At 62.2% G+C, this 18,441-nt stretch carries 20 protein-coding genes; 9 read left to right on the plus strand and 11 right to left on the minus strand.

Features of this window, described 5'->3' with window-relative positions; genetic code table 11:
• Position 1: 1 nt before the first annotated feature.
• The 3 genes from ACR3EN_RS01820 to ACR3EN_RS01830 are packed head-to-tail and all read right to left on the minus strand — an operon-like array spanning position 2 to position 2,851.
• Positions 2-991 carry a YcjF family protein gene (locus ACR3EN_RS01820; protein ID WP_480819336.1) on the minus strand — a complete coding sequence of 330 codons (990 nt, stop codon included), beginning with the start codon at positions 989-991 and terminating at the stop codon, positions 2-4.
• On the minus strand, positions 984-1,439 hold the full coding sequence (locus ACR3EN_RS01825) for an N-acetyltransferase family protein (RefSeq protein ID WP_480819335.1): 456 nt from the start codon (positions 1,437-1,439) through the stop codon (positions 984-986). Before ACR3EN_RS01825 ends, ACR3EN_RS01820 begins: the two co-directional genes overlap by 8 nt.
• Positions 1,436-2,851 (minus strand): YcjX family GTP-binding protein, encoded by a 1,416-nt coding sequence (locus ACR3EN_RS01830; protein WP_480819334.1) that lies wholly within the window; start codon positions 2,849-2,851, stop codon positions 1,436-1,438. The genes ACR3EN_RS01825 and ACR3EN_RS01830 overlap by 4 nt, the downstream gene beginning before the upstream one ends.
• Before the next feature lie 108 nt (positions 2,852-2,959).
• On the opposite strand from ACR3EN_RS01830, the gene truA reads away from it, so the two are divergent.
• A complete protein-coding gene (gene truA / locus ACR3EN_RS01835; RefSeq protein WP_480819333.1) occupies positions 2,960-3,727 on the plus strand; it encodes a tRNA pseudouridine(38-40) synthase TruA in 768 nt (255 codons plus the stop codon).
• Positions 3,728-3,729: 2 nt separating this feature from the next.
• Here truA and ACR3EN_RS01840 read toward each other — a convergent pair whose 3' ends face one another.
• The 4 genes from ACR3EN_RS01840 to ACR3EN_RS01855 form a co-directional block, all read right to left on the minus strand.
• Entirely contained in the window at positions 3,730-4,641 is a 912-nt protein-coding gene (locus ACR3EN_RS01840; RefSeq protein WP_480819332.1) for a nickel/cobalt transporter, read from the minus strand.
• Positions 4,626-5,273, minus strand: coding sequence for a DUF1007 family protein (locus tag ACR3EN_RS01845; RefSeq protein ID WP_480819331.1), 648 nt, complete (start codon positions 5,271-5,273; stop codon positions 4,626-4,628). Before ACR3EN_RS01845 ends, ACR3EN_RS01840 begins: the two co-directional genes overlap by 16 nt.
• A 70-nt stretch (positions 5,274-5,343) precedes the next feature.
• Complete coding sequence (locus tag ACR3EN_RS01850; protein ID WP_480819330.1) at positions 5,344-6,144, minus strand: thioesterase family protein; 801 nt, start codon at positions 6,142-6,144, stop codon at positions 5,344-5,346.
• Positions 6,145-6,159: 15 nt separating this feature from the next.
• On the minus strand, positions 6,160-7,395 hold the full coding sequence (locus ACR3EN_RS01855; RefSeq protein WP_480819329.1) for an acyl-CoA dehydrogenase family protein: 1,236 nt from the start codon (positions 7,393-7,395) through the stop codon (positions 6,160-6,162).
• Positions 7,396-7,499: 104 nt separating this feature from the next.
• Between ACR3EN_RS01855 and ACR3EN_RS01860 the strand changes: the two genes are divergently transcribed.
• Positions 7,500-8,456, plus strand: coding sequence for a 2-hydroxyacid dehydrogenase (locus ACR3EN_RS01860; protein WP_480918384.1), 957 nt, complete (start codon positions 7,500-7,502; stop codon positions 8,454-8,456).
• Between the two features lie 3 nt (positions 8,457-8,459).
• Here the strand turns inward: ACR3EN_RS01860 and ACR3EN_RS01865 are convergent, their stop codons facing one another.
• Positions 8,460-8,816: a hypothetical protein gene (locus ACR3EN_RS01865; protein ID WP_480819327.1), complete on the minus strand. Its 357-nt coding sequence runs from the start codon at positions 8,814-8,816 to the stop codon at positions 8,460-8,462.
• A gap of 174 nt (positions 8,817-8,990) precedes the next feature.
• On the opposite strand from ACR3EN_RS01865, the gene ACR3EN_RS01870 reads away from it, so the two are divergent.
• The 3 genes from ACR3EN_RS01870 (at position 8,991) to ACR3EN_RS01880 (ending at position 11,293) form a co-directional block, all read left to right on the plus strand.
• Entirely contained in the window at positions 8,991-9,824 is an 834-nt protein-coding gene (locus tag ACR3EN_RS01870; protein WP_480819326.1) for a bifunctional allantoicase/(S)-ureidoglycine aminohydrolase, read from the plus strand.
• A 103-nt stretch (positions 9,825-9,927) separates the two neighbouring features.
• Positions 9,928-10,251: a hypothetical protein gene (locus ACR3EN_RS01875; protein ID WP_480870273.1), complete on the plus strand. Its 324-nt coding sequence runs from the start codon at positions 9,928-9,930 to the stop codon at positions 10,249-10,251.
• 55 nt (positions 10,252-10,306) lie between these two features.
• Complete coding sequence (locus ACR3EN_RS01880) at positions 10,307-11,293, plus strand: type I glyceraldehyde-3-phosphate dehydrogenase (protein WP_480870276.1); 987 nt, start codon at positions 10,307-10,309, stop codon at positions 11,291-11,293.
• Positions 11,294-11,383: 90 nt separating this feature from the next.
• On the opposite strand, the gene ACR3EN_RS01885 is transcribed toward ACR3EN_RS01880, so the two are convergent.
• Both ACR3EN_RS01885 and puuE read right to left on the minus strand, forming a co-directional pair.
• The gene (locus ACR3EN_RS01885; RefSeq protein ID WP_480870279.1) at positions 11,384-11,869 is read right to left on the minus strand and encodes an ureidoglycolate lyase; all 486 of its coding nucleotides are present in this window, start codon (positions 11,867-11,869) and stop codon (positions 11,384-11,386) included.
• On the minus strand, positions 11,866-13,284 hold the full coding sequence (gene puuE / locus ACR3EN_RS01890) for an allantoinase PuuE (protein ID WP_480819323.1): 1,419 nt from the start codon (positions 13,282-13,284) through the stop codon (positions 11,866-11,868). The genes ACR3EN_RS01885 and puuE overlap by 4 nt, the downstream gene beginning before the upstream one ends.
• Before the next feature lie 165 nt (positions 13,285-13,449).
• Here puuE and uraH point away from each other — a divergent pair, with 165 nt between their 5' ends.
• Positions 13,450-13,806 (plus strand): hydroxyisourate hydrolase, encoded by a 357-nt coding sequence (gene uraH / locus ACR3EN_RS01895; RefSeq protein WP_480819322.1) that lies wholly within the window; start codon positions 13,450-13,452, stop codon positions 13,804-13,806.
• Between the two features lie 23 nt (positions 13,807-13,829).
• Here uraH and ACR3EN_RS01900 read toward each other — a convergent pair whose 3' ends face one another.
• Positions 13,830-14,750 carry a LysR family transcriptional regulator gene (locus tag ACR3EN_RS01900; RefSeq protein ID WP_480819321.1) on the minus strand — a complete coding sequence of 307 codons (921 nt, stop codon included), beginning with the start codon at positions 14,748-14,750 and terminating at the stop codon, positions 13,830-13,832.
• Between the two features lie 96 nt (positions 14,751-14,846).
• On the opposite strand from ACR3EN_RS01900, the gene ACR3EN_RS01905 reads away from it, so the two are divergent.
• The 3 genes from ACR3EN_RS01905 to ACR3EN_RS01915 all read left to right on the plus strand — a co-directional run bounded on the left by ACR3EN_RS01905 (position 14,847) and on the right by ACR3EN_RS01915 (position 18,432).
• Complete coding sequence (locus tag ACR3EN_RS01905) at positions 14,847-16,070, plus strand: urate hydroxylase PuuD (protein WP_480819320.1); 1,224 nt, start codon at positions 14,847-14,849, stop codon at positions 16,068-16,070.
• Between the two features lie 134 nt (positions 16,071-16,204).
• A complete protein-coding gene (locus tag ACR3EN_RS01910; protein ID WP_480819319.1) occupies positions 16,205-18,010 on the plus strand; it encodes an autotransporter assembly complex protein TamA in 1,806 nt (601 codons plus the stop codon).
• The gene (locus ACR3EN_RS01915) at positions 18,010-18,432 is read left to right on the plus strand and encodes a hypothetical protein (RefSeq protein WP_480918385.1); all 423 of its coding nucleotides are present in this window, start codon (positions 18,010-18,012) and stop codon (positions 18,430-18,432) included. Before ACR3EN_RS01910 ends, ACR3EN_RS01915 begins: the two co-directional genes overlap by 1 nt.
• The last annotated feature ends 9 nt before the right edge of the window (positions 18,433-18,441 follow it).

Consider the following 18,441-nt stretch of genomic DNA (forward strand, 5'->3'; position numbering starts at 1 on the left):
ATCAAGTCTTGGAAAACAGCCCGCTGAGCGCGCGTTTGATCATGCCCCGGGTCGAAGGCCTGTGACGTTTCGAAAACGGCAGAGGCCGGCAGACCTCCATCGCGGCAACACCCACGCGGGCGGTGAGCGCGCCATTCACCAGCCCCTCGCCAAAACGGCGCGACAGCTTGCTGAGGACCGAACCGCCCAGAATGGGTTCCAACAGATCGTCCCCGACAGCCACGGCGCCGGTGGCAACCAGATGCACGAACACCGCGCGGGTCAGGCGCCAACTGCCCAGAAAACCCGCGCGCCCGCCGTAGATTTCCGCGATGCGCCGGATCATCCGCAAAGAACTTGCCAGCGCGGTCGCTACATCCGCCAGCGCCAGCGGCACCAGAGCCGTCACCGTCGCGACCTGCCGGGCTGCTGCCTCGACCTCGCGGCTGGCGGCGACGTCCAGCGGGGCCAGAAGCTCGTCTTCGGCCAGGGTGAGAAGCGTCGAGGCGTCGAATTGTTCGCCCATCCGCTCTTGCAAGCGGTCGCGGCCCCAGCGGGTTTCGTCGCGCCCTTGGTAGAAGGCGATCAGGCGGTTTGTGACGGTGCGGGCCGTTGATAGGTCTTCGTCTGTCAAGGCCGTATCAGCGGCACGGCGCAAACCATCAACGCGCGACAAACGGCTGATCGCGGCCAGTTCGCGCAGCGCAATGATCAGCACGACCAGCAACAGCGCGCCGATCAGGCCGGTGACAATCCATCCCAGAATAGGCGCGCGCTCCAGCAGAGAGACGGCGAAATCCCACGCGGCGACCGAGACCACCGCCCCAACTACCGCCAGCGTCAATCCCCAGAACCAGCGCGACAGCGCAGAGGGTTTACGGGCTGCAAACCGAGCCGCCGCTTGCATCGCCTGCCCCTGCGGTGGCGCAACATCCGGCACGGGAGGCGCAGTCGACACGTCAGCTGCGGGCGCGTCGTCTTCCAGATCAATCAGCACAGGGCCTTTAGCCATAGACCGCCTCCTCGCGTATCCAGACGTATTTGATATCCGGCAGGTTTTCGTCATTCTCGGACCCATCGCCTCGGGCGACCTCGACAAAGCCGTTGCGTTCATAGAACCGGCAGGCGGGGTGATTGGCCTGAAACGCAAACAGGATCAGCTCGGATCGCCGCCCTTTGGCATGATCCAGCAATTGCCGCCCGATCCCCTGCCCGCGCGCCGGGGCCACCAGATAGAGCGAATGCACCTCATCCCCGTTCAGCGCCAGAAATCCTATCACCTGACCCGGCATTTCGGCCACCGTTACCCAGCCGAGATCGATCATCCGGCCACAAAACGCGATGGTTTCAGCCTCGGTATGCAGTTCGGGCATCCACTCGTTTTCGCGGGCAAACCCATGCAAAATGGCGCCCGTGGTTCCGGCATCAGTACTGCGCGCGGGGCGGAGGATCACTGTCACAACCGATCTCCGATCAGAAACTGCGCCGCCCGATCCAGCCGAATATGCGGAGGGCCATCGCCGGGGTTCAGCGTCAGATGCGCGGGGGCGAAAGCCATGTTGCCATAGTCCTCGCCCAGCCAACCATCAGCCCCGTTGCGCGCGGGGCCCAGCAAATGAGCGGGGTCCTCCGGCAGCTCGCCGGGGTAAAAGGCCGCCTGTTTGCCGCTGTCCAAAAGCGTTCCGCGCACACAGGGCAAATCGGCCCCGTTATGGTTGCGCATCTCTTCGGTGGTGGTGCGCAGCGAGGCCAGCGACAGGGCCGCCGTTTCCGCCCCGGCAAAGCTGGCGCGGTCGCGCGCGTCGCGAGTCAGCGCTTCGATGATCGCGGTCAGGCGCGGGTGTTGCAGGTGGTGCAGGTGGTCGGCCTTGGTGGCGGCAAACAGGATACGCTCGACCCGTTTGCCCAGCAGCAGCCTGTTCAGCCACGCATTGCGACCCGGTCGGAAGGCCGACAGGATATCACCCATCGCGCGGCGCATATCCTCGACCGCTTGCGGGCCCTTGTGGATCGCGCCCAGCGCATCGACCAGAACGATCTGCCGGTCAATTCGGGCAAAGTGATCGCGGAAGAAGGGTTTGACCACTTGTGATTTATAGGCCTCGTAGCGTCGCTCCATCTCGCGATGCAGGGACCGGCGACGCGATGCCTCGGACACAGGCAAAGGGGCAAAGGTCAGGACAGGCGACCCCGCCAGATCGCCCGGCAGAAGGAACCGACCGGGGGTGCAATCGTAAAACCCGGCCTCACGCGCGGCATTCAGATAGGCGGTGAAGCTGCGGGCAAGGTCTTGGGCCAGCGGTTCATCATGCGCGGTGGTTGGATCAGTCGACCGCGTCTGAGCCAGAAACGCCTCGGCCTCTGGACGCTTCGCAATATGTTGGAGCGTGTCCCGCGACCAGTCGTCATAAGACTTGTCCAGCAAGGCCAGATCCAGCAACCACTCACCGGGATAATCCACGATGTCCAGATGCAGCGTCCGCGGGCCCTGTAGCCCTGACAGCAAGCCCGCAGGCTGCACCTTGAAGGAAAGGCGCAGCTCGGACACGGCACGCGTGCTGTCCGGCCAGTGCGGTGTGGGACCGGTCAGCGCGGACAGGTGGGCTTCGAAATCGAACCGGGGCACGGTGTCATCGGGCTGAGGTTGCAAATAGCTGGCGGTGATCCGCCCCTCTTGCTGCGCCACCAATCCGGTCATACGGCCCCGATCCAGCAGGTTGGCGACCAGAGACGTGATGAAGACGGTCTTGCCCGAGCGCGCCAATCCGGTGACGCCCAGCCGGATGACCGGCTCAAAAAACGTCTCGGACACGCGGTCGCCCACGGATTCGACCCCGCGTACCAGACTGTCTGCCAAGGATGAGATGACCAAGCTGTCGCCCCGCTTTTATCGTTTGACCCAAGATAGGTAGCGGTCGCAGGACATGCCAGCGCTTTCACCCCTCTTGTCCGTCCGGCCAAGGCGCGCTACCAGCGGCGCATGCCCAGATACGCGCTGAAAGTCGAATACCAAGGGGAACCGTTCGCCGGGTGGCAGCGGCAGAAAGAGCTGCCCTCGGTTCAGGGCGCGATTGAAGCCGCGTTGTCGCGGATCGAACCCGGAGACCATACCATCGCCGCCGCCGGTCGCACCGATGCGGGGGTCCACGCGCTGGGGCAAGTGGCGCATTGCGATCTGGTCAGGGACTGGGACCCGTTCCGCCTGTCCGAGGCATTGAACTATCATCTCAAGCCGCAGCCTGTCGCCATCGTCAAAGCCGCGCGGGTCGCGGATGACTGGCACGCCCGCTTTTCAGCGCTTGAGCGGCAGTATCTGTTCCGCATCCTGATGCGCCGCGCACCTGCGACCCATGATCGGGGGCAGGTCTGGCAGATCAATCATAGGCTCGATGTCGCGGCGATGCAGGCCGGGGCCGATATGCTGATCGGGCGGCATGATTTCACCACTTTCCGGTCGTCCATCTGTCAGGCCGCCAGCCCGGTCAAAACGCTGGATGAGCTGCGGGTGGAACAGGTTCAGGGCTTCTCGGGCCCCGAGATCCATTTCCACGTTCGCGCCCGGTCGTTCCTGCACAATCAGGTGCGCAGCTTTGTCGGCACGTTAGAACGCGTCGGTGCCGGGGCATGGACACCCGAGGATGTGCGGGATGCGCTTGAGGCGGCCAACCGCGCGGCCTGCGGGCCGGTCTGCCCGCCGCAGGGGCTCTATCTGGCGCGGGTCGGGTATCCTGAACCGGTGTTTGGCTAAAGTCACACCGCCCGCAGCAACAGGCCGCTTGCGATCACCGCAATGATGAGGCCGGCGACAAGTTCGATGGTCGGGGCCAGTACCGAGGCAAAGCGCGTGGCCGAGGCCGAGGCCAGCAATCCGCCGCGCAAACCGAAGGACGTCCAACCGACCAGAGTGGTTACGGTTGCCGTGCCCAGCGCCATGGCGAAGGCTCCGGCGATGCCGACCATGGCGATGCCCATCTGCCAAGTCAGGATCAGGACGAACAACGCCCCGGTGCAGGGGCGTGCGGCGATGCCTGCGATCAGGATCAGCGCCTCACGCAGGCTGCCGACCTGAGCGGCATCTTCGGCGGTCGGACCGTGCCGGTGGCCACAGTCCGAGCAGGTTCCGTGGTCATGATCATGGTGGTGATGTGCATGCGATGTCTGGCTTTTGTGACGCCGCGCGAAGCTGCGCAGCGCGCGAAAGATCAGCCACAGGCCGATGGCAGCAATCGCGCCATAGCTGATCGGGGCCATGACCTGCTCGGTCGTGCCCACCAACGCCTCGCGCGACATCTGAAACACCAGAACCCCCGCATAGACCAGCACAACCGCTGTGACGGCCTGCCCGAGGCTGGACAGGACGCTGATCGCGGACAAGCGCCAGAACGCAACACGACGGCCCAGACCGTAGCCGCCGATCAGGACCTTGCCATGGCCGGGGCCGATGGCGTGGAAGAAGCCGTAGGCGAAACAGACGGTCAGCAGGGTCGCGATGGCCTCGGGCTGTTCTGCGCGAGCGGCGCGCAGGGAGCGGGCAATCTGGTTCTGGAAATCGCGTTGCTCGCCAGCGGCCCACGCGGCCAGATGGTCAAAGCCACCACTGCCCCAGAACCACAGCAGCACACCGCAGGCGATGGCAACGGGTACGATCAGGTACCTGGACATGAAAGCCTGATCTCGGTTGCAAATTTCTCACCGACCAGAGGGATATCGTTTTCCTCAAGGTCATAGTCAGCATCCAGCGTCAACAGGAACGCCCGCATCTGCGCAAGCTCGGCGTCGATGTCTGGATCGGTCCGCTCAATCTGACAGGTAACAGGCCCCGAGACAATCACGGGGCGCGTCACTTCATAAGCGGTGTAAAAGCTTTCATCAAAAGCCTTGATCGACAACCCGTTGGCCGGGATCGGCGCACCCTCGACCGCGCGCAGATGCGTGGTCACGATGCGGGCATCCTCGGTTGTCGCCTGTGGCTCAAGCGGACCTGACAGTGGGATCACGGCATCATCCATACGAATGACCAGATCGCCATTATACCCTTCGACCCATTGGGCATCAAAACCGCTTAGAAACTGTTCTTCAGAGGCGTTCAGTACACCGTCGCCATCCTGATCCAGACGCATGTCCTCCAGAATCAGAAGCGAGTAGAATTCGTCATACGCCCAGGTCACCCGGACATGGGTCAGGTTGCCTGCGTCGTCGACGATGAACTCCAACCCGGTGTCGATGAACACATGCGGGTGGGCCAAAGCCGGAAGCGGCAGGCAGCAGGCAAGCAAAGGGACAATCCAGCGCATGACGCGAAGATAGGATGCGCGGCGAGTATCGGCAATCCAATTGCACGCGATCGTGCAGAAACCTGCCGCCTCAGCCCGGCGGGAACAGAACCAGCGTCTGCAGCGCCGTTCCCACTGGACCTTGCGTATCAAACAGCACCGACTGGGACATGCCGATCCCCGAGGGCTGCCAGTGCGAAATCGAATCCGAGGCAAGCCAGTCTGAAACCGGCTGACGGTGGATTTGCACCGTCAGATCAGTGTTCATGAACCCCATCTCTCGGGTCGGTGCGTTCCACGAAATGCCATTGCCGCAATCCGCAAGCGGGCAGAGCGCCTGAATCGGCGATGGCTCCTCGCCTTCCAGCAAGGATGGTGTGCGCATCCAGACCGTCTTGGGACCCGCGCCCTGATTGCCCCCCTTGGGATATGCGATCTGCGAATGATGGGCGAAGCCGGGCAGATCGTGCCGCATCTCGCCGATTGGAAACGGCCCTTCGACCACATCCTCAAATCGTGGCGCTGGCAGATCGACATTGGGCACATCGCCAAGGGTCTTGCGCACCATATGCATCGTCGTGGCCGTGGCACACAGCGTATCGTCCAGATCATGCACCGTGACACGCGTGGTGGCGAGCGTCTTGGTGTGGCGCGTGGTCTCGGCCGCGACCCGCAGCCCGGCCAAGGGCAGCGGGCGCAGCAGATCGACCGTCAGCCGGGTCAGCATCTTTTCAGGGCCGACCTCGGTTTCTGCCGCCCGCACGATCAGGCCGCTGACCGGCCCCGCGTGGCAGTGATCGGCAGACCATGGCCCGCGTGCGGGATCATTGCCGACAAACACGCCTTGAGCATTCTGATGGAAATAGGCCTGCCCCAATACATCCGTTGTCATCGCGGTTCCGTCGCCTCAGACCTTTTCCTGCGTGTATTTCTTCAACTCGGCTCGCGCGATTTGACGGCGGTGCACCGCATCCGGCCCATCCGCCAGCCGCAAGGTGCGCACATGAGTCCACGCAATCGCCAGCGGGGTGTCCTGACTGATCCCCTGCGCGCCGAACATCTGCACCGCCTCGTCGATCACTTTCAGCGCCACCCGAGGGGCCACGGTCTTGATTTGGCTGATCCACGGGGCCGCCGCCCGCGCATCGCCCTGATCCATGTACCACGCCGCCTTCAGGCACAGCAGACGGGCCATTTCGATCTCCATCCGGCATTCAGCGATGATGTCGTAATTTGCGCCCAGCTGCGCCAGCTTCTTGCCGAAGGCCTCGCGCTGCAGCGATCGCTTGCACATCTGCTCCAACGCAGCTTCGGCCTGACCGATGGCGCGCATACAATGATGAATACGCCCGGGTCCCAAGCGGCCCTGCGCAATCTCGAACCCCCGCCCTTCGCCCAGCAGCATGTTTTCCGCCGGAACCCTGACGTCGGTGAAACGGATGTGCATATGCCCATGAGGCGCGTCGTCATGGCCATAGACCTCCATCGGGCGCAGCACCTCGATCCCGGCCGTGTCCGCGGGCACCACGATCATCGACTGGCGCTGGTGCTTGGGCAGATCGTCTCCGCCCGTCTTGACCATCACGATATACACCTTGCAGCGCGGATCACCCGCCCCCGACGCCCACCATTTCTCGCCGTTCAGAACGTAGCCCTCCCCATCCCGCACGCAGGACATGGAGATGTTCGTGGCATCGGACGAGGCCACATCCGGTTCGGTCATCAGATAGGCCGAGCGAATCTGACCCTCAAGCAGCGGCTTCAGCCATTGTTCTTTCATGGAGTCCGACCCGTAGCGTTCGAACACTTCCATGTTGCCCGTGTCAGGGGCCGAGCAGTTGAACACCTCGGCCCCCAACGGAGTCTTGCCCATCTCTTCTGCGAAATAGGCGTATTCAACGGTGCTGAGACCAAAGCCCTTGTCGCTGTCGGTCAGCCAGAAGTTCCAAAGACCCGCCGCCTTGGCTTTGGTCTTGAGCCCCTCAAGGATTTCAGTCTGACGCGCGGTATATTGCCAGCGATCGCCTTTGTTGATTTCGGCCTGATATTCCGCCTCAAGCGGCATGACCTCATCGCGGATCATGTCGGCCACGCGCTGCAGCAGGGCGCGGTTCTCGTCGCGCAGTCCAAATGTCATGGTCATGAAAATCCTCCCCGCCGTAACGCACCGGCCTTTACCTTTGCGCAAAGGATGGCTTAGCTGCACGCGGGCTGTCCAGTTGCGTGACGGCACGTCACTTGGACAAAATGAACGAAGGAGCTGCGCATATGGCGTTGTTGGTGGATACGGGCCACTCGGGTTGGCTGACAAACGAAAACATCGCCCGCGAAATCCGAAAGCACGATCCTGCAGCCGATGTGCGCACGCCCGAGACCATTGGGGATGCTGGCCAGATCAAGATGGTTGCGGTGTCAACTCTTCGGTCTGACCTTCCGCAGCGGCTGCCCAATCTGCAACTGGTGCAAAAACTTGGGGCCGGGGTCGAAACCATCGTCAGCCATCCGAACCTGCCGGATCACGTCCGCGTCGCTCGCCTTAAACCCGACGCCCCGGCGCAGGGTATTGCCGAGTGGTTTGTAGCCTACATCCTGCGCGCCCAGCGCCACATGCAGCAATACGAGGCCGCACAGTCCCGCGCCGAATGGGCCCCTCAGGCCCCTCTGTTCACCCCTGATACCGTGGTCGGCGTTCTGGGGTTGGGCCACATCGGTGGGCGCACCGCCCAGATGCTGCGCGCGGTGGGATTTCAGGTGATGGGTTGGAGCCGGTCCCCCAAACACTTCGACGGGGTCACCTGCCTGCACGGCGACGACGCGCTGCCCGAGATGCTGCGCCAATGCGACTATGTCTGCGCCATCCTGCCTTCAACCCCTGCCACGGTGAACCTGTTCGACGCGCCAATGCTGGCGGCGATGAAACCCGGCAGCCATTTGCTGAACGCCGGTCGCGGCGACCTGATTGACGAGGCCGCGCTGATCACGGCGCTGGACCAGGGCTCCCCCGCTCATGCGGTTCTGGACGTCACTCGGCAGGAACCGCTGCCGTCGGACAGCCCGCTGTGGCAACATCCGGGCATCACGATCACACCGCATGTCTCGGGCTGGCATCTGGGCGATGCGCTATCCGACGTGGCCGAGAATTTCCGCAGGCTGCAATCCGGTGCCGCCCTATTGCATGAGGTCGACCGGCAGCTCGGCTACTGATCCTCAGGGGGCCAGCAACCAATTGCCATCGGCAGTCTTGCACCGGCGCGTCCGGATATCGCGGCTTTCGCCGGAGCCCTCGGGTTGGACAACATGCTGCAGGATCACGCAGTTGCCTTCTACACTTTGAATGCGAACTGTCCCGTTCGAGCCGGTGGCGTCATTAACCCATGCCCGCTGCTGCCCCACCGAAGGCGCACCCGCACTGAGCAACGCATTGGAGGCGGCGTTCACCACTTCGAAATCGGCAGGCGTCAGCCCCATCTCGGCGATGATTCGTGAAATCGGCTTGGCCTGTACGGCCCCGCTGACGCCGAGGGCCAGTACGGTGGCCATCGCAATAGAAATCCGGGCTTTCATGAGCGCCTCTCTGAACTGAAATACATTTGCTCTCAAGGATATACCTCTGCGCGACCGCGGCCAAGCCCCTGCCGTCCACCTTCAAAATATCCCGAACAAACCTATCGCAAGCCTGCCGCTAGGATGGCACGCGCATTCGGAAGATAGTGACGCAAGACGAACCAGAGGCATCCGATGACATATCCAAACTACTATGCGCCCAAAGGCGGGCATCCGGGGCAAGAACAGCTTCTGACCGACCGCGCCATGTTGACTGATGCCTATGCGGTGATCCCCAAAGGCACGATGCGGGACATCGTCACCAGCTTTCTGCCCTTCTGGGAGGGTACGCGCCTGTGGGTCCTGTCCCGCCCGCTCAGCGGATTTGCCGAGACCTTCTCGCAATACATCATGGAGGTTCAGCCCGGCGGCGGCAGCGACCAGCCCGAAACCGATCCCAATGCGCAAGGCGTGATCTTCGTGGTGGAAGGTGGCGTGCGCCTGACGCTGGGCGAAACAACCCACGATCTGGAAACCGGCGGCTATGCCTATATCCCGCCAGGCAGCGATTGGACGCTGCACAACCGATCTGACGTCGTTGCTCGCTTCCATTGGGTCCGCAAAGCCTATCAGGCAGTACCAGGCCTGCCCGCGCCAGATCCGATCATCACCAACGAGCGTGATATCGCCCCCATTGCGATGCCGGGAACCGAGGGGCGCTGGGCCACCACCCGCTTTGCCGACCCGCAGGATTTGCGCCACGACATGCATGTCAACATCGTCACGTTCGAACCCGGCGGCGTGATCCCTTTCGCCGAAACCCATGTGATGGAGCATGGCCTCTATGTGCTTGAGGGCAAGGCTGTTTACCGCCTCAATCAGGACTGGGTCGAGGTCGAAGCGGGCGACTATATGTGGCTGCGCGCCTTCTGCCCACAGGCCTGTTATGCTGGCGGTCCGGGGCGGTTCCGCTATCTGCTGTATAAAGATGTGAACCGCCATATGCCGCTTGCGCCACCTGTCCGCTGACCCAAAGCGCGGCCTGCTGTGGCGGCAAATTGCCGTGCGGGGGTTCCCAGAATCGCTGGAATCTGATGAAATCAAATAAGATTTCAGCACTGGAGAGAGTTCGATGTTACTGCGCGGAACGACGATTGCACTGGCAACCACACTTGGCCTTACGGCATTTAACGCGGCCCCAGTCGCCGCCAAGGAGGAAACCAAATCCGTCTCCGTGATGAGCCGCACCTGGGCGGTCACGCAGGTCTCGGATGCTCCTGTGGTCTACCGGGCGACGCGGGACAATAACAATCTGAACCCGTTCGGCCCTCCGCCCCGTTTGCGGACCATTCAGGCGATTGCCGCGATCCAGCAGGCGACCGGCTGCAAGGTGATCCGTTCCAGCATGTATCAGAACATCTCGGGCCAGTTTTTCTCGCAGGTCAGTTGCGGCTGAAAATTGGTACAATCCAATCATTGAGGTCGCATAACCGGCCTGCCATAGCTGAGCCATGAGAATTGCGATCAACGGATTCGGCCGTATTGGCCGCACGATTCTGCGTCAGGTCCTCAGCCTGCCGCAGCATTCGGACATCGAACTGGTACTGATCAACGATATCGCGCCGATCGAGACCTGCGCCTATCTGTTTCAATACGACAGCACCTTCGGCCCCTACCCCGGTTCCGTCACGTGCGGGGATGCCGCGCTGGTCATTGATGAGCGTATCATCCCGATGTCGCACAGCACCGATCTGGCGCGGGTGGACCTGTCTGGTGTCGACGTCATGTTGGATTGCACCGGCATTGCGCGGACGTCGGATGTTGCCGGCCGGGGCCTGGGCGCAGGTGCTGGTAAGGTGTTGATCTCCGGCCCCTCTCCCGCGGCTGAGCTGACCGTGGTGCTGGGGGCAAACGAGGACCAGTTGGGCAATGCGCGGATCGTGTCCAATGCGTCATGCACCACCAATGGTCTGGCCCCGCTGGTCAAGCTGCTAGATACGCTGGGCGGGCTGGTGTCGGCCCATATGACCACGATCCACTGCTATACCAACAGCCAGCCCATGGTCGACGCCCCGCGCGGAGACCTCGCGCGTTCCCGCGCCGGTGCGCTGTCGATGGTGCCCACAACCTCCAGCGCCACGCATCTGATCGATGTGGTCCTGCCCCATCTGGCCGGGCGCATCTCGGGGGCGGCGGTTCGGGTTCCAACTGCAAGCGTCTCGGCGGTTGACCTCGTGGCGACGCTTGAACGCGGCATGACCGCCGAACAGTTTGACCACGCGCTGCGCGCAGCAATCGCGGCCTCAGAGGTTCTGGGCTGGACCGACCACCCCCTTGTCTCGTCCGACCTGCGCGCACGACCTGAATCCCTGATCCTCGCAGGCCCCGAGACCCGCCAGATCGGACAGCATCAAGTTCGTCTCTTCGGCTGGTATGATAATGAATGGGGCTTCTCAGCCCGGATGCTGGATGTGGCCCGCCTGATGGCCGACGCCTGACCGCAGCGGGCGGGCTTGCCCGCGCGCTGCCCGGCCCAACGGGTCCGGGGGCATCTTCGATGCACCCGGACCGGGCGGGAGCGTCCGGGTTCAGCGTTCGGTCACTTCGTAAGGGTCCTGGAACCAGAACTCTTCCAGGTTATCCCCCGCCCCGATCCGGTCCACCACCGCAAACAGCCCCGGCCCATGCAGCGGTGTCAGAACACCATGCCAGACGCCGCGATGATAGTTCACCGCCTGCCCCGGCTGCGTGACAAAGGCCCGAGGCCGCCCCGGTCGCCCGTTCTCATCCGGCGCTACAACCACCAGAAACGGCTGATGCGTCATCGGGATGAACGCCTGACTGCCTTCGGGATGCCGCTCGACCATCTCCAGCCGATAGGGCAACGCACGCGGATTGGCGTTGAACAGGCTGAGCCCCGCGCGACCGTCCGCAAATTCAAACGCCGCACGGTCGTGATACCGCCCGCATTGTCCCTGATTGATGATCTTGTCGGGCTCTCCCACAACCTCGATCAGATCACCAAAGGGTGCGAATGCCTCGACCGAGATCGGCTCAACCACGATCCGTTTCATGAGGGCAACACATCCCGCAGCCGGAACTCGGCGATGCGTTCAACCTGACGGCAGGCTTCGGCAAGTTCCGTATCCCGATCCTGACAGATCCGCCGCTCAAAGGTTTGCAGGATCGAGGCTTTGTCATGATCCCGCACGGCAATGATGAACGGGAACCCGAATTTCTCGGTATAACGCTGGTTCAGTTTAGTAAACGCCGCCCGTTCTTCATCCGTCAGCGCATCCAAGCCCGCCGAGGCCTGCTCCGACGTGCTCTCCTGCGTCAACCGCTTGGCCCGCGCCAGCTTGCCCGCAAGGTCGGGATGGGCTGTCAACACGCCCAAGCGTTCCGCCTCAGAAGCCGAACGGAACATCCGCGCGAGAGCATTGTGCAGCCCGCCCGCCGTATCATGCGCCGGGCCAAGCTCAAGATCAAAAGCACGCTCCGCGATCCATGCTGAATGCTCGAAAATGCCCCCATAAGCTGCGACAAACGCCTCTCGGTCCATCTGCGACGGTTTGGGATGCCGGGCGGCGGGATGCGTCTTGGCCCAATGCTCGGCAATCCGCAGGCGCGTGGCAAACCACACATCCGAGAACCCGCGCGCGTGATCCAGAAAGCGTTTCAGTGCCATGACCCGCCCCGGTCGCCCGATCAGACGGCAATGCAAACCGATCGAGAGCATCTTGGGCACACCTGCCTCGCCCTCAGCATAGAGCGCATCGAAGCTGTCCTTGAGATAGGAATAGAACTGATCGCCCGCATTGAACCCCTGCGGTGTGGCAAAGCGCATGTCGTTGCAGTCCAACGTGTATGGCATGATCAACTGATCCCGCCCCCCGGTCTGCATCCAATAGGGCAGATCATCGGCATAGGTGTCCGAGACGTAAGCAAACCCGCCCTCTTCCGCCACCAGACGAACCGTATTTTCGGAGCAGCGCCCCGTATACCACCCGCGCGGACGTTCTCCGATCACTTCGGTGTGCAGGCGGATGGCCTCGGCGATCTGCGCGCGCTCCTCGTCCTCGGGCATATCCTTGTGCTCGACCCATTTCAGGCCGTGGCTGGCGATCTCCCACCCAGCGGATTTCATCGCGGCAACCTGATCCGGAGACCGCGCCAGCGCGGTCGCGACGCCATAGACCGTGATCGGCAGGTCCTTCATCAACCTATGCAATCGCCAAAACCCGGCCCGCGCGCCGTACTCATAGATCGATTCCATGTTCCAATGCCGCTGTCCTTGCCATTGCGCGGCACCGACGATCTCGGACAAAAACGCCTCGGAGGCCGCGTCGCCATGCAGAACACAATTCTCGCCGCCCTCTTCGTAGTTCAGCACGATCTGCACAGCCAGCTTTGCGCCGCCCGGCCATTTGGCATCCGGTGGGTTGGCTCCGTATCCGATCATGTCTCGGGGGTAACGCGGCGGCTGCATGGTTTGTTCCAATTCGTTTACTGTTCCCGACAGCCTTAAACCAGATCGTCGCGCGGGATTATCAAATCAATCCGAACGCTGTTTCCGGTTCTTTCGGCATTTCCACTGTTTTCAACTTTGCGCCAGACTGTGACAAACCGAAAGGCAATTCAAAGGAGACACCCCGTGGCAGGTTATCTGACGACCCATGTTCTGGACACGGCGCGCGGCTGCCCGGCCGAGGGGCTGCGCATTGTGCTATACCGGATTTCGGGCGACGCCCGTGACAAGATCGCTGAGACCGAGACCAACGCGGACGGGCGTACCAACAGCCCGATCCTGCCGCAGGATGAATTTGAAACCGGTATTTATGAACTGGTTTTCTACGCCGGGGACTACTTGCGTGTATCCGGTCAGGACGGGGATGATCCGCTGTTTCTGGATCAGGTGCCCATTCGGTTCGGCATGTCCGACCCTCAGGCGCATTACCATGTGCCTTTGCTGCTGTCGCCCTACGGTTACTCCACCTATCGCGGCAGCTAAAGCAGCGCGCTTCCACCGGTCGTCTAGGCTGATTGCTCCGAGGTGCGGACCACCTTGCCGATCCGTTCAATCATGAAATCCATGAACAGGCGCGCCTTGGGATCCTGATGCCGCCGGTGCGTGTAAAGGCACGCCATCTGGACCGGAACAGGCGGGGTTTGCGTCGCTACGGCCACCAAGCGCCCTGCCTTGAGATGATCGGCCACTTCAAAGACCGGCTTCATCGCGATGCCTTGCCCCGACAGTGCCCAATCGGTCAGCACATCCCCGTCGTCGCATTCGAACCGGCCTGACACGGCGAACCGTTTTGGACCTTCCGGCGTTTCCAGCATCCACTGGAACTCGGTCGCGCCCGGAAACCGCAGGTTCAGACATTCATGTTTGTCAGCAATCAGCTCGGCTCCGGTCGTCGGCATGCCACGCCGCGCGATATAGTCCGGCGCTGCGCACAGCACGCGCTGGCAATCTGCGATCTTGCGGATGCGCAACGTGCTGTCCTCAGGCTGGCCAATGAAAAACGCCAAATCCAGCCCTTCGGTGGTCAGATCGACAGACCGGTCTGTCAGCCGCAGACGCACGTCGATCTCGGGATATTCAGACAGAAAATCAGGGACATGCGGCGCAAGCAGCCGTCGCCCGACTCCCAGAGGCGCGGCCACAAACAGCGACCCGCGCGGCGCTTCGGTCAGATGGGTGACCTGTGCTTCGGCCTCGTCTACCGCATCCAACACAGCTACCGCGCCGGGATAAAACGCCTTGCCCTGCTCGGTTGGCGACAGGTTCCGCGTGGTCCGCTGAAATAGGCGGACGCCCAAATGATCCTCTAGCTGAGAAATTCGTGCCGAGGTCACAGCCGGCGAAATTCGCAAGTCTCGCCCGGCGGCGGACATGCTGCCCAGATCGTAGACGCGAACAAAGGTGCGGATATTGTCGAGATAGGACATCTTATCGTTTTTTTTGATACAGTTTGACAATATACGGGAATACCGAAGAAAAGCCCCTTTGCCTAGTGTGACGGCAACTGATCGGAGAGAGCTTTCATGTACGACTTCGCCGTGTTCTGGGACTGGATGGCTTTTGGCGTGCGCTGGCTGCACGTGATCACCGCAATCGCCTGGATCGGATCATCGTTCTACTTCATCGCGCTGGATCTTGGCCTGAACCGCAACATCCCCGGCCCGGCGGATGGTGAGGAATGGCAGGTGCATGGCGGCGGCTTCTATCACATCCAGAAATACCTGGTCGCGCCCGAGCGGATGCCGGACCATCTGACCTGGTTCAAATGGGAAAGCTACGCGACCTGGCTAAGCGGTGCTGCGCTGCTGATGATCGTCTATTGGGTCGGCGGAGAGCTGTATCTGATCGACGCCCAAAAGGCCGATCTGGCGTTGTGGCAGGGTATTCTGATCTCAGCGGCATCGCTGACCATCGGCTGGCTGATCTATGACTACCTGTGCAAATCCGGTTTGGGCGAGCGCCCGACCCTGCTGATGGTGTTGCTGTTCGCGCTGCTGGTGGTCATGGGCTGGGGCTATAACCAGATTTTCACCGGCCGCGCCATGATGCTGCATCTGGGGGCGTTCACGGCCACGATCATGACCGCGAACGTGTTCTTCATCATCATGCCGAACCAGCGCATCGTGGTGGATGACCTCAAGAACGGGCGCACGCCGGACCCGAAATACGGCAAGATCGCCAAACTGCGGTCGACCCATAACAATTACCTGACCCTGCCGGTCGTGTTCCTGATGCTGTCGAACCACTACCCGCTGGCCTTCGCGACCGAGTATAACTGGATCATCGCAGCGCTTGTGTTCCTGATGGGGGTGACCATCCGGCACTACTTCAACACCCGCCACGCCCGCGCCGGAAACCCGACTTGGACATGGGCCGTCACCGCGCTGCTTTTCCTTGCGATCATGTGGCTTTCGACCGCCACGATGCACGAAACGCTGGACGAGGCCGAGGCTGCAGCGCTCACACCTTACGAACAGAAGTTCGCTGCTGCCGACGGGTTCGAAGACGCACATGATATCGTGCTGGGCCGTTGTTCGATGTGCCACGCGCGCGAGCCGGTTTGGGAGGGTATCCTGTGGGCTCCCAAGGGGGTGCTGCTGGAAACCGAAGCCGACATCGCCCGCAACGCGCAACAGATTTATCTGCAATCCGGCGTCACCCACGCCATGCCCCCTGCCAACGTGACCTACATGGAGCCCGAAGACCGCGCAGCGATCATTCGCTGGTTCCGCAACGCTGACCTATAGGCCGCTAATGCCCGGCATCTGACTTTTAGCACTTCCCCTGTGCCCCGACAGATGATCTAACATGAGGTCAACAAGCCGCAGCAACGCATTTTGCGGCAACAGTGATTTCGACTTGGGGCAGTTGGAGCCGGAAGATGAAGCGGAGCGGACCGCACAGCGTTCTGAGGTGCTGGCTTTTTGGCACACTGGCAGCCCTGACCCCAACGCTTGTTTCCGCACTTGAAACCAGCTTGACAGCGCCCGGAGCTTCCGAGGACCTCGTTGATCGGCTTGAAGAAACCTCTTCTGTGCTCAATGCGGACTCGCGAGGTCTGGATACATCACTTGAGATCCTTTCGGCCGCGTTGTCCGATTACCGCACCATCGTGCAGATCATGTACGATGAGGGATATTTCAGCCCGGTGGTCAGCATCAAACTGGACGGTCAGGAAGCGGCGAACATCAACTCTCTGAACGTGCCCGCACAATTCAGACGCGCCGCGATAACGGTGCAGCGCGGTCGGCGGTTCAAATTCGGCACAGCAGTGGTGCAACCTCTGGCCCCTGATACGGTGCTGCCCGAAGAGTTCGCCACCGGCAAACGCGCCACAACCGGCGCGATCCAGCAGGCTGCCTCGACGGGCGTACAGGGCTGGCGCGATGCGGGTCATGCCAAAGCCGGGGTTGCCGATCAAAAAGTCATCGCCCGACATGCGCAGGCGCGTCTGGATGCGACGATTGATCTGGCTCCCGGGCCGCGACTGACTTTCGGCAAAATGATCATTCAGGGCGACACACGGGTCCGGCACGAGTCGATCGAAAAAATCGCTGGCTTCCCGTCGGGCGAGGTCTACTCGCCTCAGCAGGTGCAAAAGGTCGGTACACGGCTGCGCCGGACCGGAACGTTCAGCGTGGTGTCGTTGCAGGAACGGGACACCCCCAACCCCGATGGCACGCTGGATTTCGACGCCACATTCGAGGACCTGCCCCCCCGCCGACTGACCTTCGGGGCCGAGATCGCCTCACGCGATGGCGTGGACCTTACGGCGACATGGACGCACAGGAACGTTTTCCGCCGCGCCGAGCGTCTGCGGTTCGAGGCCGCCATCCGCAACATCGGCGGGGCCGAGGACATTGACGGACGTATCGGCCTGCGTCTGGATCAGCCCGACCGTCTGGGCCCCGATGACAACACGTTCTGGAGTGCCCTGCTGGAACGGCGCAATACTGAGAACTACAACGTCACCGTCGCCTCGCTGGCTTACGGCGCGCGGCGCACCTTCTCGGACCGGTTCTATGCCGAAGCCTCGGCTGGGTTTCAGTATTCCGACGCGGACGACGCATTCGGCGATGGACGCAAATTCCGATATTTCATCCTGCCATTCCGGTCCGAATGGGACGAGCGCGACAGCAAGGTCAGCGCCACCCGCGGGTATTTTCTGGACGCTCAGGTGATGCCGTTCATCGGGTTTTCGGAAACGGATACCGGTTTGCGCATGTTCTTTGACGGGCGCACCTATAACGATCTGGGCACCAACGGGCGGCTGGTGCTGGCGGGGCGGGTACAGCTGGGATCGGTCATCGGGCCATCGCTGGATGGGGTCACACCAGACTTCCTGTTCTTCTCGGGCGGCGCGGGCACGGTTCGGGGTCAGCCGTTCGAAAGCCTCGGCATTCCCATCGGGGACGGGGTCGCGGGCGGCAAGTCCTTTCTGGGACTTTCAGCCGAGGTGCGCGGTCGCGTGACCGACGCGATCTCATTGGTCGGGTTCTACGACTATGGCGTGGTCGACACTTCGTCCTTCATCGGCAGCGGATCCGAAGAACACGCTGGTGCGGGCATCGGTATCCGGTATGATCTGGGGGGCTTTGGGCCTTTGCGCTTTGATCTTGCTGTACCGGTTCAGGGCGACACCGGCACAGGGTTGCAATTCTATCTTGGGATCGGACAGGCCTTTTGATGCGTCGTGTTGCATATCCCCTGCTGCTGAGTTCGGTGGCTTTCGCCGCCCCCGTGGCCGCGCAGGACGAAGACGGCGGCAGCATGATCGAGCGTTTCCTGCAAGACACCCTGTCGGGCGACGACCAGAATGTGCGCGTAATCGGGTTGCAGGGCGCGCTGAGTTCCCGCGCCACCATCCAGGAGATCACGGTTGCCGATGACGAAGGCGTCTGGCTGACCATCAAGAACGCCGAGCTGGACTGGAACCGGCTGGGGCTTCTGCGGGGGAGGTTCTCGGTCAACGCGCTGACGGCGCAAGAGATCGATATCGCCCGCGCGCCTGGCACGACGACCAAAGAGGCCCCCCACCCTCGGCCGAGACACAACCGTTTCAACTGCCCGAGCTGCCGGTCTCGATCGAGATCGGCGAGCTGCGCGTAGACGATCTGG

This window comes from Ruegeria sp. G7, from assembly GCF_056535465.1.

Coding starts and splice junctions, on each gene's coding strand:
- ACR3EN_RS01820 (WP_480819336.1), bottom strand. CDS start 991: ATGGCTAAAGGCCCTGTGCTGATTGATCTGGAAGACGACGCGCCCGCA.
- truA (WP_480819333.1), top strand. CDS start 2,960: ATGCCCAGATACGCGCTGAAAGTCGAATACCAAGGGGAACCGTTCGCC.
- ACR3EN_RS01840 (WP_480819332.1), bottom strand. CDS start 4,641: ATGTCCAGGTACCTGATCGTACCCGTTGCCATCGCCTGCGGTGTGCTG.
- ACR3EN_RS01845 (WP_480819331.1), bottom strand. CDS start 5,273: ATGCGCTGGATTGTCCCTTTGCTTGCCTGCTGCCTGCCGCTTCCGGCT.
- ACR3EN_RS01850 (WP_480819330.1), bottom strand. CDS start 6,144: ATGACAACGGATGTATTGGGGCAGGCCTATTTCCATCAGAATGCTCAA.
- ACR3EN_RS01855 (WP_480819329.1), bottom strand. CDS start 7,395: ATGACCATGACATTTGGACTGCGCGACGAGAACCGCGCCCTGCTGCAG.
- ACR3EN_RS01860 (WP_480918384.1), top strand. CDS start 7,500: ATGAACGAAGGAGCTGCGCATATGGCGTTGTTGGTGGATACGGGCCAC.
- ACR3EN_RS01865 (WP_480819327.1), bottom strand. CDS start 8,816: ATGAAAGCCCGGATTTCTATTGCGATGGCCACCGTACTGGCCCTCGGC.
- ACR3EN_RS01870 (WP_480819326.1), top strand. CDS start 8,991: ATGACATATCCAAACTACTATGCGCCCAAAGGCGGGCATCCGGGGCAA.
- ACR3EN_RS01875 (WP_480870273.1), top strand. CDS start 9,928: ATGTTACTGCGCGGAACGACGATTGCACTGGCAACCACACTTGGCCTT.
- ACR3EN_RS01880 (WP_480870276.1), top strand. CDS start 10,307: ATGAGAATTGCGATCAACGGATTCGGCCGTATTGGCCGCACGATTCTG.
- ACR3EN_RS01885 (WP_480870279.1), bottom strand. CDS start 11,869: ATGAAACGGATCGTGGTTGAGCCGATCTCGGTCGAGGCATTCGCACCC.
- puuE (WP_480819323.1), bottom strand. CDS start 13,284: ATGCAGCCGCCGCGTTACCCCCGAGACATGATCGGATACGGAGCCAAC.
- ACR3EN_RS01900 (WP_480819321.1), bottom strand. CDS start 14,750: ATGTCCTATCTCGACAATATCCGCACCTTTGTTCGCGTCTACGATCTG.
- ACR3EN_RS01905 (WP_480819320.1), top strand. CDS start 14,847: ATGTACGACTTCGCCGTGTTCTGGGACTGGATGGCTTTTGGCGTGCGC.
- ACR3EN_RS01910 (WP_480819319.1), top strand. CDS start 16,205: ATGAAGCGGAGCGGACCGCACAGCGTTCTGAGGTGCTGGCTTTTTGGC.
- ACR3EN_RS01915 (WP_480918385.1), top strand. CDS start 18,010: ATGCGTCGTGTTGCATATCCCCTGCTGCTGAGTTCGGTGGCTTTCGCC.